A 17,157-nucleotide genomic window follows, 5' to 3' on the forward strand; every position below is an offset into this window, starting at 1 on the left:
TGAAAGAAGGTATTTATGTATGCGTTTTATTTACAATTTTTACTGGTTCGGATATAATTACAGTTGATACTCTAACGCGCGAGAAGGAGGGGGAAAAGCATGGACCGTATGTTCCGGGTGCTGGCTTTCTGGACAGGGATCTTCACTGTCATGTTCTTTGCCGGCGATATGATGGAAGCAGCACTATTGTCACTTGCTCAAACGGCATTTTTCCTTACTATTGGTTATCTGAAGCTGTCTGAACGTATGTATGTCTACATATTCTTCTCATACTTGACAGTCTTTATGATCGGTTTCACGTATTATACTTCATTCATTCTCGTACCAACATTCGGAGGGCACTGAAAAAAACCTGTTATCCAGTTGAGGATAACAGGTTTTTTTCATAGTGCGATTCATTTAAGGAACGGATTGGTGCCTAATTCTTCTCCAACGGTCGTCGGCATCCCGTGTCCCGGGAAGATTCTCATATCATTTCGAAGAGTGAGCAATTGTTCTTGTATACTGCGATTCAACAAGGAACGATCGCCTCCCGGAAGATCTGTCCTGCCGATTCCGCCCTGGAATAAGGTGTCCCCGGCAATTGTCAGTCGCTGGTTCCGGAAAACATAGGAGACGCTTCCCGGAGAATGACCGGGAGTATGTCGGACCTCAAAAGGCATGCCCGCAATCTCCATTGGACCCACTTCGATGAACTGATCGGCAGGTGCTGCTGTTATCTCTCCCAATCCGAACAGCTTCGATCCGTTCTTATCAGGATTCTGCAGCCAGTCCGCCTCTTCCTTATGTACATAAACAGGAGCATGATAGGCTTCTCTCAGTTGATCAACGGCACCTATATGGTCGAAATGAGCGTGAGTGAGAAGGATAGCCTCTACCTCGAGTTCCCGCTCTTTCAAGTAATCATCCAACTTATTGAAATCTCCACCAGGATCAAAAACAACTGCTTTTTTGTTTTCATGAATGATATAAGCGTTGGTAGCCACCGGACCCAGTGGTAATCTGGAAATTTTAATCAAAACATACACCTCACTGATAATTTTCAAAATACACAGAATGCAACTCGACTTTTTCAAAATTTTCCTATAAAATGAAAGATAGAATATACTCGATACATATAGTATAACATCCATGCCTAGTGGATGATAATAAAGAAAAGAGCTTTGGAGGTGCTGATCATGGTAACAGCTATACTTCTTTTACTCGCAACTATCTTATGTATCTTCGCAGTCTTAAGAGAGCTGAAAACAAAGAACTTTTTCGCTGTCGTCTTTGCAGGTGCATCCGCGTTGGTTTTTGGATGGTTCTCCGTCATGACGATTTGGCACAACCTTTTTGTGGCATGAACGACAAATAGGCGGCCTTCCCAATGGAAGGCCGCTTATTTGTGCTTAATCAGGATCGGTTGTTACGTATCTCCTCTTCTGTTTCAAGCAGCTGTTTATTCTGATTGAAGAAGTAACGGTACATGGCAAGTGTAATAAACATCGCACTAAGGGAGACAGATGAAAAGATACTTAGCGATATGACGAGCTGATACTTAATAGCCATTACCGGTGAGACTCCCCCAAGGATTAGTCCGGTCATCATCCCCGGCAGTTGAACAAGACCTATCGTTTTTAAACGATCCACGTTTGGAATGAGAGAAGCGTGCAGCGTTTTTTGGACGATCATATGGGAAGCCTGCTTTGGTTCAGCCCCGAGGGACAACGCTGCAAGGATCCGTCCGTTGTTTTCTTTGTATTCCTCCTTCATCCGTTCGAGCGCGAGTCCCATTGCTGTCATACTGTTTCCAATAACCATCCCGCTCATTGGTACGACCTCCGAGGGTTCAAAATTGATCATATCAAACACCAGCCAAAGTGTTAATACTCCGACCTCAATAACCAAAAGCCCGAAAAATAGGATGAAACCTACATAAGGGAGCTCCTTTCCCCTCTGTCTGGCATGAAATGTAGCGATGATAATCATAACGGTCAACATGAAGGGAATGCCGTATGCGGCAGGGAGATCGAATAAATAAGTCAGGATATAGCCGATGGCAAACAGTTGAACCGTCCCGCGAAGCGTCGACCAAATGACACTTTTACTGACACCCAGTTGATAATAATAAGATAAGGCAAGTGGAACGATTACAAAAATAATCAGGAATAGCAAAGATTGGTTAGATATCTCAGGCGTCAAAAGTACTCACATCCTTAATCTTCAAGAAATTGAGAAAGTTTTTCTGTTTTCGGATGGTCCAGCATATCCGGGAAGGGGCCGTCTTCCTGCAGATGTCCATCTGCAATAAAAAGACCACGGTCTCCCAGGCGGCGTGCCTGAGAGAGATTGTGTGTAACCATCAGCATCGTTAAAGAATGTTCATGAATCAATTCCTCCAGCACCTCTTCGATCTCTTCCGCCGTCCGGTAATCCAGAGCACTGGTCGGCTCATCCAGAAGCAGAACGTCCGGAGAATTCGCGAGGGTTCTAGCAAGAGACACGCGCTGCATTTCACCGCCGGACAGCTGTTCCACGTCCCGATTGAGATAGCTGGATGGCAGCTGCACATACTCCATCAGCTTTTTCCCCTCTTTATCATTCCATTCTCCAGACAGACTTGGTCCATATTTAATATTGTCAAGAACCGTTCCTGGAAAAAGGTTCGGAGATTGAAGAACAAGTCCTACTTCTTTACGAAGTTTAGTTATCGAATAATTCTCAATCGGTTCTCCTTTGAAATAAATTTCTCCTTTTTGCGGATCGCTCAAGCGGTTCAGCAGGAACAATAGAGTGCTTTTCCCTGCACCTGAAGGTCCGAAGAGAATGACTTTTTCATTCTTCTCCATCGTGAAGTTGATGTCTTCCAAAGGATCTTGATACACATGCTTCAATTGGAACATAAGGCTTCCCCCATTTCTTAAATCACTATGTATATATGTAACCATACCCCCATATGCACAAAAATATGTAGACAAACCACCCCGCGCAGAATTTCACATAAAAAACCCCTACTCCCATAGGGAATAAGGGTTTGTCATATCATTTTCCGGTCTTCTGAAAATCGTAAAAACGGAACAAATCTCCATAGATAATATTATCAGAATAACTTAATTCTTTATTCACTGCCTCTTTTGTTTGATCACATGCGTCCTTCTGATTTTCCGGAAGAGGTTCTCCCGTTTCCCTGTCATAGCATGTTTCACTTGCATAGACGTAATCATTCGTCACGAAGCTTCCATCTCTCATTGCGACAAAATCTTTTTTCCTTTCCCCGAACATGTTGTCTCCAAAGGTCATATCCTCCGAAGCATCGATACCGAGAAGGTGAAGCAATGTCGGCTTGACATCGATTTGGCCGACCACTTTCTCATTGATCCCACCTTGTTCATACCCGGGAATATGGACCATGAAAGGGACACGCTGGAGTTGAGTCTGGACATAAGGAGTCACTTCCTCTCCCAGGAACTGTCCCATGGCTTTGTTATGGAAATCACTGATACCATAATGATCCCCCATAAGAACAATAATGGAGTCTTCATATATCCCTGAATCCTTTAGCTGTTGAAAGAATTGCTCCAGGGCCTCATCCGTATAACGAGCCGTCTGCACATAGGCATTAAGGGTGTTTGAATTGGAATCGTATGGGTCGATATGTGCTTTTTCTTCCGGCAGTTCGAAAGGAAAATGGTGCGTAAGTGTAATGAACTTACTGTAAAACGGCTTCTCCTGCGCTTGTAAATACTTGATTGACTGCTCAAAGAAAGCTTTGTCTTCCAGCCCCCATCCGAACGAATTGTCCGGTGTGATCTGGTAGGAGTTCTCATCGTAAAATTCGTCATATCCGATGTTGTCGTACATGACATCCCTGTTCCAGAAGCTGGCGTTGTTTGCATGAAAAACAGACGTTTCATACCCGTTATTGTTCAGTATTTCCGGTAAAGCGTGGTATTCATTATCGGCATTGGTGAAGTAGACCGCTCCTCTTCCCAAAGGATAAAGGGAGTTTTCAACGATGAATTCAGAATCCGATGTTTTTCCCTGTGCGGTTTGATGATAGAAATTATTAAAGAATATGGTATCATCCTGTTCTTTCAATTCATCAAGGAAAGGCGTAATCTCTTTCCCGTTCACTTCCGAATCAAGCAGGAAATTCTGGAAAGATTCCACACTGACGAAAATGACATTTTTATTTTCAGCGATACCAAAAAGCTCATCTTTCTTATCCACCGTATCCGGCGAAGTCTCCTCAATGTAGGATTCAATCTCACTGATTTCACTTCCATCGGCGAATACGCGCTGTGCCTTGGTCTTCGTCTGCATCGTCGCGTCATAAAGATGATAGTTGTAAATCCCGATGTTCTTCACCAGGTATTCTCTGTCAAACGTCCTCACGAACAGCATGGGCCTTTCAATTTCAGCAAGAACCACGTTGCCGGCGAGCAGCAGGAACGTAATCGCTGTTGCTGCAATCTTGCCGTTCTTTGGAAGTCTGACGGTCAAATCGAACTTTTTCGTACTCAAATACCAGACAACCGCCACATCAAGGAACAGAAAGATATCTTCCCAGTGGATCAGTGTCAGGATGCTTCCTGACAAATCGGCTGCGTTATTTCCTTGGAATAATACCGGGAGGGTAATGAAGTCCGTGAAATTTCTATAAAAAATCAGATTAAAAAACAATACCAAAGTTCCGAGTAACGTCGTCCATCTCAAATATTTCCGCTGGCTATTAGGCTTAAACCAAACACTGACAGCGAAAACGAGATAGGCGCTTGCAATCGGGTTAAAGAACAAGATGAATTCCTGCATCGGATTTTCTATTGATAAATCAAAAAAGAACCGATAAACCAGGTAGGTTTTCAGCCCGAACAGTAATGTCGCAATCACAAAAAGCGGAATGCGATTATTTCTTACCTGCATGATGGCTCCTCCTCTATAGCAATAGCGGTTCTGCACGTTGTTATCGTGCCCCGCATGATCCTTTAGCTTATTCCACTCCATAAGATTATTAAACAGCTTCGTCTTATATGACGAGTATCATACGCTAAAAGTTTCAAAAAAATATTTTTCCATCATTTGTAACCGAACATAATCCATCTCCTATCATAATAAAGGAAAACTAAAAAGGGAAGCCTTATCCCTATAATTTTGAAAGGAAAAATTTGTTTTATAAAAAGAAAAAGGAGCTGATCACTCAGCTCCTTTTTCTTTATCGATTTTTTTTGACTAAATAGGCACCACCGATTACTCCTGCATCATTCCCTAATTGGGCGATACCGAAGGACGAAGCTTGCGCCGTCCGCTTCAGTGCATATTTTCTATACGCTTCCTCCAGCGGCTTGAGCAGAATGTCGCCGGCTTTGGAAACGCCCCCGCCAATGACGATTTTCTCCGGATTAATGGCAATGGCCAGGTTGGCGATGGCCATCCCCAGGGTCTCTGTCACTTCATGCACGACTTGGGCAGCTGAAGCATCTTTATTTGCTGCTGCTTCAAAGACTGCTTTCGCAGATAGTTCCCCTTTATTGATAAGATCGTTCAATATAGAAGTCTTGTCCTTATTGGCAGCAATCGTTGCTTTACGAACAATTCCAGTAGCAGATGTTTCCGTTTCCAAACAGCCGGTCTTTCCACAGTTACATGGCGCCCCGCCTGAAGGCAGGACGGTCACATGGCCGAGTTCAGCCGCTGTTCCATTTGCGCCGTTTAAGATATTGCCGTTCGCAATAATGCCGCCACCGACGCCGGTTCCGATCGTTACTGCAATCAATTCTTTGCATCCCTGCCCGGCTCCGAGCCAATTTTCCCCGAGAGCGGCCAGGTTGGCATCATTATCGACCCAGACAGGTAAACCAGTCAATTCCTTCAAGTGCATACCGAAATCGAAATCTTTCCAGCCGATATTGACCGCTTCATGTATGAAGCCGGTTTCTGTATCAACAAAACCGGGAGCTCCTGCACCTATACCGGCTACCTGTTCCCTGTCAATTCCGCTTTCCTGCAATTTGGAAGCGATTGCTTCTGCAATATCAGCAGGTATAGATGCCCCCATGTCTGTGGTGTTCGTAGGTATCTCCCATTTCGTAAGAATGTCGCCGTCCTCTTTAATAACAGCCAGTTTTACGGTCGTGCCTCCGATATCCGCACCTATGTAATAGGTTTGTGTCATGATGTTCCCTCTCCCCTCAATCGTTCTCTCTCTTCTGCCATTTCACTACGCAGCAGTAAAATGGCCATTTGGTAATCATGGGAGGACATGCATTGGGCCTTATACAACTCCCTGATTTCCTCTTCCATCAACTCGAGATCGGCAATACGATCTCCGATATAAATAAATGTTCCAAACTTTTTTAAGTATTGCTGAATATCATAAATCGTTTTCACGAAGCATCACCTTTATCCATTATACCAAGTCCATCGCATTCTGAAAATAATAAAACCCCGATACCATTAACGGTCGGGGTCTTGGGGATGCAGGAACGCAGGCCGTCTGTTTTTGAGAGGGATCGGTGAACGGAGCAGGACATCCCGCAACGGCTTCCAGGCGAAAGGAAGAAACGGCCACAAATAAGGAGTCTTAAAGGTCTGCATGTTCGCAAGATACAATATCCAAAACGTCACACCTATGACATACCCTTTCACTCCGAACACACCGGTAAACAACAACAGCGCCATTCGTGAGAGTCTGTCTGCGAGACCGATTTCATAGCTCGGTGTTGCAAACGTACCCACGGCAGCGAGTGCTAAATAGAGGACGACTTCACTCGAGAACAAGCCGACTTCGACGGCAACCTGTCCGATTAAGATCGCCGCTACAAGACCAAGTGCTGTCCCGAGCGATGATGGTGTATGGATGGCCGCCATACGCAGCATGTCAATACCGATCTCGGCAATCAGGAACTGGATGATCAGCGGAATGATTCCCGCCTCTGATGGACCAATAAATGACAATAATTCCGGCAGTAATTCCGGCTGTTTAGAGAAAAGGAAATATAAAGGTAATACAAAGATAGACGCAAAGAATGCAAAGAAACGAACCCAGCGCAAATATGCGCCGACAAGCGGTTTCTGCCGGTATTCCTCCGCGTGCTGCAAGTGATGAAAAAAAGTAGCCGGCGTAATCATTACACTTGGTGATCCGTCAATGATGACCAGAATATGCCCTTCATATAGATGGGCGGCGGCTGTATCCGGTCTTTCCGTATATCGAATGACAGGGTAAGGATTCCAATATCTCCCACTGATATATTCTTCGATCGTTTTCTCCGCCATTGGAAGAGCATCCGTATCGATCTCTTTCAACACACGCTGGAGGTGCTCGACGCGTTCTGTGTCTGCGATGTCTTTAATATAGCAGATACACACATCCGTTTGGGAACGTCTTCCAATCTGCAAGTACTCCATCCGAAGGGAGCGATCCCTCACTCTTCTCCGTGTTAGTGCCGTATTAAAAACGATCGTCTCAACAAAACCGTCCCTGGATCCTCGAACCACCCGCTCTAAATCGGGCTCCTGGGGGCCGCGTACCGGATACGTCCTGGCATCGATGAGTATGACTTCATCCACACCTTCCACGACAAGCGCCGTTGGTCCTGCCAATACCGTATCTGCTGCTTTATTTAAATCCTTTTGCTTATCCAGTTCTATATAAGGAAGGTGTGTTCGAAGCAGGCGTTCCAGCGGATCAGGCTCAAGCTGATCTTTATCAAGCTCCGATAGTAACTTCATTAAATAGTGGAGTATATCATCTTTCACAAAGCCGTCGACCATGAACAGGGACATGCCCCTGCCTGCGTAGACGAGATCAAGGTGGATCATGTCAAAGCTCTCATCCACACCGAGCCGCTCTTTCATATAGGAAACATTTTTTGAGTAGTCCTGAAATAACCGTTGTTCCTCCACAGCATTTCCTCCTTCTTCCTTGCTACCGGTTAGTTTTTTCCAAACAAGAGGAATCATGCATGGACGATCAAGGAATTCACAGGCATGTCCCGGAGAAAAACATCATATCCTCCCTATATAGAATAGCTTTCAGCCTTCAAGGGAGTTGGTAGTGGTGAAGAAGGTATGGATTTATTGGGTGCTGGGTTTGCTCGTATTAGCCGCCACCATCGCTGTGTTCACACAATCTTACACGGAAGAAGCAGTCATTAAATATTTCCCGCTGGATGAGACAACGGCATTCAAATCTTTTGGGACGAGTCTGGAATTTTCCGGCCAGGAAGACGAAGATGAATATGAAGTGGTTTGGGAAGTTTCTTCCGAGAGCGAAAAACCGATGTATCTGCGTCAGGATGTTTCCCTTCTATATGTAAATGGAAGACTAAAAGGAGTGGTGAGCAAATGGGAGGAGAACGCGTCCATCATCAAGAAGAAAACGAGCATCCACGGAGAGGACAGTCAGAAATATCAAGCGGTATCGTTCCATCACGGTGAGCTTCATCTAGGGGAGGAAGCAATCAGGAGCATTCAGGCAACATCCGGAGATGAGCTCTACGTCATCGATTCTCCGCATACGAAGCGCACCTCTTTTACATCCCCGGAAACACCGGAGGAAGAAGAGTGGAAACAACGGCTCGATCATACCATTAATCAACAGATCCGCGCCCAGTGGGATGAGCTTCTCGCTCACTTTCAAGTGAAAGAAAGCGACTATACCGCTGTTCCCCTCACACGCCTGGCAGACTTTGAAGATAAAGAACTTCCAGGAGTTCCTAAAGGGCAGTCAGAGAGGATTAAGGGACAGCTTTGGGAAGGATTGTATAAGAACTACATTCTGGGTATCCATGATACGAATTCCAGCCACCCGATCCAAAGCTATATCCCACTCCTTCTCTTCGATAAAAAGGGGAAGCATGTAATGGTTCTGTATGAAGACGACACAGGTAAGAAACATCAGCTGCTCCAATATTATTGATTGAGTTCCTGATAAAACCGATGGAAATCTTCATTGCCGGGAACCAACTGGGCAGCCTCTCTCGCATGAGAGGCTGCTTTCTCTATATCTCCCTGCTCTTCATACAGAAGAGCGAGATTATAATGAGCTTCGGCCATATCCGGAGCTAGATCTACGACTTTATTCAGATCCTTCTCTGCAAGAGCGGTCTCCCCTTCTTGAAAATACGCATAAGAACGGTTAAACAAAAGCTCCGCTTCATACAAGTCAGGGGCCTCCAACGCATCTGTCGTACGATCGATGACCTCCTGAAACTCCCCTTGTTCATTTAGTTCCTGCGTTTTCTGTACTTCAGAAAAGACCTGGCCGCCGTTGAATGTGCCATTCCATCCGAGAAGGACCATCGCCCCAAGAGCTGCTGCAAATACGAGCACCGACACCGTCCGCAGCCCTGGCCGCTTCTGTTTCGGCAGCTGACTGATCGCCGCTGCGATAAAACCGCCGATTAACCCACCCATATGAGCTCCGTTATCAATTTGTGGAACAAATAGTCCGAAAGCGATGTTCAGTCCGATAATAAACAGCAGATTCCAGCCCATCGTCTGAAAGAACAACCGTCTGTTCCAAACTCCGAAATACAGCAGGGCACCAAACAATCCGAATATCGCCCCGGAAGCACCTGCGGAGACTTGTGGGTTAAGCATAAAGCTGGCAACACTTCCGAATACTCCGGCAAGCAGATAGATAATGATATAACGCCACGATCCGTAAATACGCTCCACTGCCGTTCCTATATAATAGAGCGCAAGCATGTTCATCATCAAGTGGATAAGACCAATATGAAGGAACATGGAAGTCACGAGCCTCCACCATTCCCCCTCCATGATTGCAGGATTAAATTTCGCTCCATACTCAATGAGGGTTTCCACGTTTGTACTTCCCCCCGCCCACTCCAGTAAAAGAAACAGGGCGACGTTCACAGCCAAAAGCAGATAAGTGACGAACGGCTTTCCATTTCCGAACAGCTCTTGTACTTCCTGTTTCTTTCTTTCATGATGAGCTACAATCTGACGCTGCAGCTGAGGAATGGCAGCCTCTTTCTGATCTGCATCCCAATCTCCGGTCTCTTCCATCGGCGTCAAGCCTAATTGATCATAGAATTTTGCTGTCCCTTCCCTCTTGTTCTCATCATGGAGATAGTAAAGCTCCGTCGTCGTCTTAAAAGAGGACGTGATTTCGGATACATCCTCCCAGTCATCAACCGGCGGATGCTCGGATATATAAATGGAATGAAAGACGACTTTCGCCCCGCGGAACAGCTGTTTATTTTGATTAAGCTGGGTGAGGGTGATTTCCAAATCTCTTTTCCATTCACTTCTCCAATTGATTTGTTTATGTTTCATGCGGACGACATGATTTTTCCGTTTGTATTGTTTCTCAAGCCAGACTTCCCCTGCTTGAGTATTCATATGTAAAACTTGGAAACCTTTGTTTAACACTAAATCATAGGTCATTTTCCATAAGTGAAACTCCTGTTCGATAAACACAACCGATTCCCCCCTCTTCCCGTTCATCATACCATGACGGCATTCAAGCGGGCTAATAGCGTGCACAAAAAAAGCCATCAGGAAACCTGACAGCTTTACTCTCCACCTCTTCGAAACATTTGGCTCAGCATTCTTTCTCTGATCCAAGGAATGTTCATCGAGAAACGGACCAGTATTCTCCTTAATACAGGGACCTTCGCCACCACATCGAGAACCATATACCGGTAGCGATACAGCGTACTGATCATGGTGCTCACGAAAACCGCCCAACGGAAGAAACGGCGCATCCAAACCACCTCGACTCTTTTCTGTGATATCCCTATTTTCCGCAGGCGGATGTAGTCTTATTCATGAAAAGTTAAGTTCCTTCACTTTTCAACTGTGGAACGGATGCCTGACTCTGTCAGAATATAATGGACAGGCTGATCATAAGATTCGATGGGAAGCCTTTCCTGCTGCTGCATTTCCGCTGCCATCATCATCGTAGTCCCTCGGAAATCCTCCAGGAAACGATCATAATAGCCCCCTCCGTACCCAATCCGGTATCCTTCCGCGTCATACAACAGCCCTGGTACGAGAAGAAGATCGATCTGCATTTTGTCGACCATTTCGGCTCGCTCGGGATCCGGCTCTAAAAGACCGAAATACACTTTTTCCAGCTGGTCGTAATCTTCCAGGCGGTAAAATGCCATCTGTTTCGTATCAGGGAAGCACTTCGGTATAACAATCGTTTTGTCATCCCGCCACCCTTCCTCAATGATCCCTTTAGTCGACCATTCGTGAGCCTGGGAGAGCGTCCCCCCTATGACGTCGGCTGTCTTCCATAAAGAACTGCGGAACAGGTTCTCCTGCATAGATGCCTCCAGCTTCTCTCTATCCCCGGCACCAATCCCTTTAAGCAGACGCTTTCCTCTGAAACGTAGCTCTGTCTTGTCCACAACGTCCTCTCCCTTCTTTTGATACAAAAAAAACAGTAGGAAAAAATCCTACTGCTTACTTCGTTTCACGGTGAAGCGTGTGTTTACCTAGGCGTGGGCTGTATTTCATAAGCTCCAGACGCTCTGTGTTTTTACGCTTGTTTTTCGTAGTAATATAATTGCGGTCACCAGTTTCAGTGCAAGCAAGTGTAATATTTACGCGCATGTGTATTCCTCCTAATCATCATCGAATTCACTGTCTATCCTTCACTATCAGACTTAATCATAATAACAAAAAGAAACTTTCCTTTCAAGTATATATTCACGGAAAACATCGGAAAACCCATAGTCACCGGAGACCATCTATGATATAACTAATTTTGGAGAAAAAAAAGGAGTGGTTTTATGATATCCATCATTAGTACCATCGTCATCATTGCCGCGGTCCTGTTCATCCTCTCATTTTTCATGAAAGATCGTGTGAAGGAAGTAGAGAAGCAGGTAGAGCAGGTCTCTCTTACGATGATGCAGAACAATTATCAAATGAAAAAGAAAATGAAGGTCCTGGAAGAAGAACTTTTAAGTGATCATATAGTGGAAGATAAAGCTCCGCGCCCGGCTTCCCCGCGTCCGTCCGCGCCTGTTCCCGAAGACCTTCCGGCTGAAGAAACCGTACTGCATATGTACAGAAAAGGCTATAAGACACATTACATAGCGAAACAGACAAAACTCAGTGAACATACGGTGGAGTCCTTGATTGAGGAAGAGAAAGCGGCAGGTGTGAAGCAATGAAGACGTCACTCAGAGCCTTCTCCCTGGGATTGATGACTTCCGCTCTTATCCTTGCAGGATTCCTTTGGATTACGGACGAACCGGTTAAGAAAGTGGAGAGCAGGCAGCTGCCTGCGAAAGAGGAAATGATCAGCCAGCTGGAAGATGATGGGTATGCCGTTATGACCAGCGACGAAAGGGCTGCCCTTACTGCTGAACAGCCTGTGGAAGCTGCCAAGCCTGATACAGCTGTCCACACATTTTCCCTTGATATAACAGCAGGAACTACGCTCCCTGATATTATTGAGAAACTGGCCCGAACAAACATCCTTCAAGACCCGGACGCTCTCTCCGACTACATGGAGGAGAACGATTACAGCCGATATATACGCCAGGGTACCGTTACCGTCAATTCCAACATGTCTATGGAAGAAATAGCGGAAGCCATCTCTACTAAATAATGAAAAGGCCGCCTTTTGGCGGCCTTTTCATTATTTATTCAAATCAAGCGTCTTCCCTTTAACCAGGTAATAAATGTTCTCTCCAATGTTCGTGATATGATCAGCGAAACGCTCGATATACCGCGCCACATAGGAAACCTGCATGATATGCTGGATCTGTTCCGGGTTAATCGCCGTCAATTCAAGTGTTTCTCGTGTAATTTTCCCGTATTTGTCATCCACGATATCATCCATTTCCTGAAGCTTCCTCGCAAGAGAAATATCTTCGTACTCGAAAGCCTTGATGGCGAGGTCAACCATGTCCATCGCCATGACCGCCATTTCCCTAAGTTCCGGGTTGATAGCTATCCCATGATTTTCACCAAGATGAAGCGTTGCCTTCGCAATGTTCGTGGAATGGTCTGCCATTCTTTCCAAATCTGCAGATATCTTGATGGAAATGATGATCTTACGCAGATCCCTGGCAACAGGCTGCTGCTTTGCCAGCATAAGAATCGCTTCGTCATTAATTTTTTCTTCTTTTAAATCAATCCATTCATCCTCTTCCATGATCTTCCTTGCTCCCTCCAGGTCTCCCTCGTAGAAAACATGGATAGCCGTGTCCAAAGATTCTTTCGTCGATAAAGCCAAATCCTGAATCTGTTTCTTTAAACCATCAAGTGCTTCTTCAAAGTGTGTTCGTGTCGTCATAGTATCCCCCTTTTGTTTCTTAACCGAAACGGCCTGTAATGTAATCTTCTGTACGTTTATCCCTAGGGGTTTGGAACAGGTCATCCGTAGCGGCATATTCGATTAATTCCCCGTTTAGGAAGAAAGCTGTCTTGTCAGATATACGCGCAGCCTGCTGCATATTGTGAGTGACGATGATGATGCTGTATTTCTTCTTCAACTCCTGAACGAGCTCTTCGACCTTAGCCGTAGAAATAGGATCCAGGGCGGAAGTCGGCTCATCCATTAAAATGACATCCGGTTCCACGGCAAGAGCACGAGCAATACATACACGCTGCTGCTGACCACCGGACAAACCATAGGCATTTTCGTTCAGACGATCTTTAAGCTCATCCCAAATAGCAGCGCCCTTTAAACTTTTTTCTACGATTTCGTCCAGCACCGCTTTCTTCTTGATTCCATGGATACGCGGTCCGTAAGCAACGTTGTCATAGATGGATTTTGGAAAAGGGTTCGGCTTTTGGAAAACCATACCGACTTTCGTCCGCAAGTATTCCTTCTTGAATTTACTGTTGAATATTTCTTCATCCCGGTATTTAATACTTCCGGATGTCTTTACAATCGGCACCATTTCCACCATACGGTTCAACGTTTTCAGGAATGTAGATTTCCCACAACCCGATGGGCCGATAATTGCCGTCACATTTCGTTCCGGAATCTCCATATTCACATCGTACAGTGCTTGGTCTGATCCGTACCAAAGGTTCAAATTCTCCACTTCCATGATGTTCTTCATGCTTTCCTTGCTACCATGGTCCGCAGTCTGATCCACCGCTGGTGTCGTTTGGTTCTTTTTTGTTTTATCCATGACTTTCATCATGAGAAACCCTCCTCATCCAAGTTAAAAACGTTTTTGATATTTGTTTCTGATTACAACGGCAATAGAGTTCATGAGCAACAATACGGCAAGAAGAATGATGATCCCGGCCCCTGCAACAAACTGCCATTCTTCCTGCGGGCGGCCCGTCCAGTTATAAATTTGAATCGGCATGACCGTGTACTTCGCAAGCAGCGATTCCGGCAGCGTATAGATCGCTGTGGCCGCTCCGACGATGATGAGCGGAGCCGTTTCTCCGATGGCTCTGGAAAGGGCGATGATTGTTCCCGTCAGAATACCAGGTACGGCAGCCGGCAGGATTACCCGCTGAATCGTCTGCCATTTGGAAGCTCCCATTCCGTATGACGCTTCTTTAATTTCCGCCGGTACAGACCGGATGGATTCCTGCGTAGCTACAACGATGACCGGAAGAATCAAGAGAGCCATCGTCAATCCTCCAGCAAGCAAGGTATAACCGAAGCTGAACATGTAAACGAAAAATGTCAGACCCAGTAGACCAAACACGATAGATGGAACGCCGGCAAGGTTCTGGATATTGACACGGATGAAATCCGTCATCTTATTCTTCGGTGCATATTCCTCTAAATAAATGGCCGTAGCCACGCCTATGACCACTGATACAATCGCAACAATGATCATAAGAAAGATCGAACCGATGAGACCGGCATAAATTCCTGCTTCTTCCGGATAGGGAGCAGGAAAGTTAGAAATGTAATCCCAGCTTAAATAGCCAATTCCTTGAGTCAATACACGATAAAAGAGCAGGACGAGGAAGATGAGTCCTACAGCGGTCGCAAGCCCGAACAGTGCCATCATGATTTTATTGACAGCTACTCTTCCTTCCATTCGTCTCTTTATGGTTTGTTCCTTTTGTCCAAGCATCAATATTCCTCCCTGAACCTGCGTGATATAAATTGTGCAATTAGGTTCATGACAAGCGTAAAGACGAACAACGTCATTCCTACAGCATAAAGGCTGTAATAAATCGTAGAGCCAAACGTCGTATCACCCGTTGCCGCCTGCACAATAAACGCCGTCATCGTCTGAATGGATTCCGTAGGGTTGAATGTCATATTAGGGGTGGCACCTGCCGCAATCGTTACAATCATCGTTTCCCCAATAGCCCGCGATACAGCGAGAACGACGGAAGCGACAATTCCAGAGAATGCAGCTGGAAGGACCACTTTAAAGACAACTTCCAACTTGGTTGCACCGAGTCCATACGCACCTTCCCGAAGCGCGTTCGGCACGGAATTCATTGCATCTTCCGACAAAGAGGCGATCATGGGAATAATCATAATTCCAACGACGACACCTGCACTCATGGCGTTGAATATTCCTAAGTCAGGAATGAAGGACTGAAACAAAGGTGTAATGAACGTCAATGCGAAATATCCATAAACGACCGTAGGAATACCAGCCAACACTTCCAGAATCGGCTTGATAATCCTTCTTACTCGATCACTTGCGTACTCACTCAAGAAAATAGCGGACATTAATCCGAGCGGAACTGCTACAACTGTAGCGATCAATGTAATCAAAAGCGTTCCACCGATCAATGGTGCAATCCCATATTCCCCGGACCACGGGGACCACTGGGTTCCTGTATAAAAATCAAAGAGATTCACCTCGGAGAAAAATCCGATAGACTCCCGTAACAATGTGAACAAAATACCTGCTGTTGTCAGTACACTAACGGCTGCACACAATAGAAGGAAGAACGGGATGACACGTTCCATACGCTCCCCCATGGTTTTCTTTCTTTTGTTCTCTTCTATCATCTGTTGGACATCAATCATTTTCCCCTCTGATTGCAATCCTTTGTCCATCTTCAAAACTCCTCTCATCCATAAGGCAAGGTGAGACCATAATCAGTCTCACCTCTCCTTGTTCAGTTTTCCAAATTTATTATTCCGTCCAGCCTTTTACTGTTTCCAGCTGTTCTTGATACTTCTCTTCAGGCAGAGCTACATAACCAACTTCTTCTGCTGCCTTACCGGCATTCTCAAGCAGGTATGTTGTGAAATCCTGAACCTGCTCCTTCTCTTTGTATGCATCCACGTTTACGTAAGTGAACAATGGACGGGAAAGCGGTGTGTAAGAACCATCCTGAATCGTTTCTGGATTCGGTTTAACTGCTTCTCCACCATCCTCAGAAATTCCAAGAACCTTAAGCTTGTCTTCATTCTCTGCATAATACGCATATCCGAAGAATCCGATCGCATTTGGATCATTCTCAATTCCGCGTACTAGGACGTTGTCGTCTTCAGAAAGGGTCGTGTTCTTGCCTTCTTTCATCGGCTCTTCTTCAAGAATGACTTCATTGAAGTAGTCGAACGTACCGGAATCGTGACCAGGGCTGAAGATTTTGATTTGCTCATCCGGCCATTCCGGATTGATGTCAGACCAAGTTTGTACATCCGAAGAATCAAGGAAGATCTGCTTCAGCTGATCGATTGTCAATTCATCGACGAAGTCGTTTTCTTTACTTACTACGACGGAAAGACCATCATAGGCAAGTTCAAGCTCTTCCAACTGTACATCGTTTTCTTCTGCTGCAGCCATCTCTTCTTCCTTAATAGGACGGGAAGCATTGCTCAAGTCGATTTCTCCGACCGTTGATTTCTTGAATCCGCCGCCTGATCCGGAAGCGTTAACTGTCACATTGACATCCGGATTGTCCTGGTTATACGTATATGTCAGGTTTTCCATGATTGGAAATACAGTAGATGAACCGTCAATGGCGATTGGACCGGATACTCCGTCTCCACTTTCGGAATCAGAACCTTCTGCAGATGAATCGTTGTCCGACCCACACGCTGCCAATACACCCATTACAAGCATTAATACAGAAAGTAGTGCAAATTTCTTCAAGTTGTTCATTTCTTTTCTCCCCCTATTTCTTTTCAGATCTATGTAGGCGGCCCCGGCCGACCCACAACTACATCATAACGGGGGTATTTTAAGGACATATGAACTATACGTAAAGGTTTTGTAAATAGAAAAAAAGAGC

At 45.4% G+C, this 17,157-nt stretch carries 21 protein-coding genes; 5 read left to right on the top strand and 16 right to left on the bottom strand.

Going from position 1 to position 17,157, the window contains the following annotated elements:
• Window positions 1–99: 99 nt before the first annotated feature.
• The gene (locus M662_RS11850; RefSeq protein WP_008637009.1) at window positions 100–345 is read left to right on the top strand and encodes a DUF2626 domain-containing protein; all 246 of its coding nucleotides are present in this window, start codon (window positions 100–102) and stop codon (window positions 343–345) included.
• Window positions 346–395: 50 nt separating this feature from the next.
• On the opposite strand, the gene M662_RS11855 is transcribed toward M662_RS11850, so the two are convergent.
• On the bottom strand, window positions 396–1,019 hold the full coding sequence (locus M662_RS11855) for an MBL fold metallo-hydrolase (protein WP_008637007.1): 624 nt from the start codon (window positions 1,017–1,019) through the stop codon (window positions 396–398).
• 159 nt (window positions 1,020–1,178) lie between these two features.
• Here M662_RS11855 and M662_RS11860 point away from each other — a divergent pair, with 159 nt between their 5' ends.
• Window positions 1,179–1,346: a DUF2759 family protein gene (locus M662_RS11860; protein ID WP_008637004.1), complete on the top strand. Its 168-nt coding sequence runs from the start codon at window positions 1,179–1,181 to the stop codon at window positions 1,344–1,346.
• Between the two features lie 49 nt (window positions 1,347–1,395).
• Here M662_RS11860 and M662_RS11865 read toward each other — a convergent pair whose 3' ends face one another.
• The 6 genes from M662_RS11865 to M662_RS11890 form a co-directional block, all read right to left on the bottom strand.
• Window positions 1,396–2,184: an ABC transporter permease gene (locus M662_RS11865; RefSeq protein WP_008637003.1), complete on the bottom strand. Its 789-nt coding sequence runs from the start codon at window positions 2,182–2,184 to the stop codon at window positions 1,396–1,398.
• Window positions 2,185–2,198: 14 nt separating this feature from the next.
• Window positions 2,199–2,885 carry an ABC transporter ATP-binding protein gene (locus M662_RS11870; RefSeq protein ID WP_026577212.1) on the bottom strand — a complete coding sequence of 229 codons (687 nt, stop codon included), beginning with the start codon at window positions 2,883–2,885 and terminating at the stop codon, window positions 2,199–2,201.
• Window positions 2,886–3,024: 139 nt separating this feature from the next.
• The gene (locus M662_RS11875; protein ID WP_026577211.1) at window positions 3,025–4,905 is read right to left on the bottom strand and encodes an LTA synthase family protein; all 1,881 of its coding nucleotides are present in this window, start codon (window positions 4,903–4,905) and stop codon (window positions 3,025–3,027) included.
• Window positions 4,906–5,194: 289 nt separating this feature from the next.
• Window positions 5,195–6,154 carry an ROK family glucokinase gene (locus M662_RS11880; protein ID WP_008637000.1) on the bottom strand — a complete coding sequence of 320 codons (960 nt, stop codon included), beginning with the start codon at window positions 6,152–6,154 and terminating at the stop codon, window positions 5,195–5,197.
• Complete coding sequence (locus tag M662_RS11885) at window positions 6,151–6,369, bottom strand: YqgQ family protein (protein WP_026577210.1); 219 nt, start codon at window positions 6,367–6,369, stop codon at window positions 6,151–6,153. The genes M662_RS11880 and M662_RS11885 overlap by 4 nt, the downstream gene beginning before the upstream one ends.
• Before the next feature lie 66 nt (window positions 6,370–6,435).
• Window positions 6,436–7,839, bottom strand: a complete 1,404-nt coding sequence (locus M662_RS11890; RefSeq protein ID WP_051348876.1) for a spore germination protein — start codon at window positions 7,837–7,839, stop codon at window positions 6,436–6,438.
• Window positions 7,840–8,041: 202 nt separating this feature from the next.
• Between M662_RS11890 and M662_RS11895 the strand changes: the two genes are divergently transcribed.
• Window positions 8,042–8,902, top strand: coding sequence for a hypothetical protein (locus M662_RS11895; RefSeq protein WP_008636997.1), 861 nt, complete (start codon window positions 8,042–8,044; stop codon window positions 8,900–8,902).
• On the opposite strand, the gene M662_RS11900 is transcribed toward M662_RS11895, so the two are convergent.
• From M662_RS11900 to rpmG, 4 genes are all read right to left on the bottom strand, one after another.
• A complete protein-coding gene (locus M662_RS11900; RefSeq protein WP_008636996.1) occupies window positions 8,896–10,428 on the bottom strand; it encodes a rhomboid family intramembrane serine protease in 1,533 nt (510 codons plus the stop codon). The two genes, M662_RS11895 and M662_RS11900, sit on opposite strands and share 7 nt — an antisense overlap.
• 95 nt (window positions 10,429–10,523) lie before the next feature.
• On the bottom strand, window positions 10,524–10,715 hold the full coding sequence (locus M662_RS11905; RefSeq protein WP_008636994.1) for a hypothetical protein: 192 nt from the start codon (window positions 10,713–10,715) through the stop codon (window positions 10,524–10,526).
• 81 nt (window positions 10,716–10,796) lie between these two features.
• Window positions 10,797–11,366, bottom strand: a complete 570-nt coding sequence (locus M662_RS11910) for a 5-formyltetrahydrofolate cyclo-ligase (protein WP_026577209.1) — start codon at window positions 11,364–11,366, stop codon at window positions 10,797–10,799.
• 55 nt (window positions 11,367–11,421) lie between these two features.
• Window positions 11,422–11,571: a 50S ribosomal protein L33 gene (gene rpmG / locus M662_RS11915; RefSeq protein ID WP_008636983.1), complete on the bottom strand. Its 150-nt coding sequence runs from the start codon at window positions 11,569–11,571 to the stop codon at window positions 11,422–11,424.
• Window positions 11,572–11,750: 179 nt separating this feature from the next.
• On the opposite strand from rpmG, the gene M662_RS11920 reads away from it, so the two are divergent.
• Entirely contained in the window at window positions 11,751–12,137 is a 387-nt protein-coding gene (locus M662_RS11920) for a response regulator transcription factor (protein WP_008636981.1), read from the top strand.
• Entirely contained in the window at window positions 12,134–12,577 is a 444-nt protein-coding gene (locus M662_RS11925) for a hypothetical protein (RefSeq protein WP_008636979.1), read from the top strand. Before M662_RS11920 ends, M662_RS11925 begins: the two co-directional genes overlap by 4 nt.
• 30 nt (window positions 12,578–12,607) lie before the next feature.
• Here the strand turns inward: M662_RS11925 and phoU are convergent, their stop codons facing one another.
• From phoU to M662_RS11950, 5 genes are all read right to left on the bottom strand, one after another.
• Complete coding sequence (phoU, locus tag M662_RS11930) at window positions 12,608–13,267, bottom strand: phosphate signaling complex protein PhoU (RefSeq protein ID WP_008636976.1); 660 nt, start codon at window positions 13,265–13,267, stop codon at window positions 12,608–12,610.
• Between the two features lie 19 nt (window positions 13,268–13,286).
• Window positions 13,287–14,042, bottom strand: coding sequence for a phosphate ABC transporter ATP-binding protein PstB (gene pstB, locus M662_RS11935; protein ID WP_008636974.1), 756 nt, complete (start codon window positions 14,040–14,042; stop codon window positions 13,287–13,289).
• A gap of 105 nt (window positions 14,043–14,147) precedes the next feature.
• Window positions 14,148–15,026, bottom strand: a complete 879-nt coding sequence (gene pstA, locus M662_RS11940) for a phosphate ABC transporter permease PstA (protein ID WP_026577207.1) — start codon at window positions 15,024–15,026, stop codon at window positions 14,148–14,150.
• The gene (pstC, locus tag M662_RS11945) at window positions 15,026–15,973 is read right to left on the bottom strand and encodes a phosphate ABC transporter permease subunit PstC (protein WP_008636970.1); all 948 of its coding nucleotides are present in this window, start codon (window positions 15,971–15,973) and stop codon (window positions 15,026–15,028) included. Before pstC ends, pstA begins: the two co-directional genes overlap by 1 nt.
• A 79-nt stretch (window positions 15,974–16,052) precedes the next feature.
• Window positions 16,053–17,027 carry a PstS family phosphate ABC transporter substrate-binding protein gene (locus M662_RS11950; RefSeq protein ID WP_026577205.1) on the bottom strand — a complete coding sequence of 325 codons (975 nt, stop codon included), beginning with the start codon at window positions 17,025–17,027 and terminating at the stop codon, window positions 16,053–16,055.
• Between the last annotated feature and the right edge of the window lie 130 nt (window positions 17,028–17,157).

It is taken from the genome of Bacillus sp. SB49 (assembly GCF_000469135.2).
In the GTDB taxonomy this organism is placed as follows: Bacteria; Bacillota; Bacilli; order Bacillales; family Halobacillaceae; genus Halobacillus.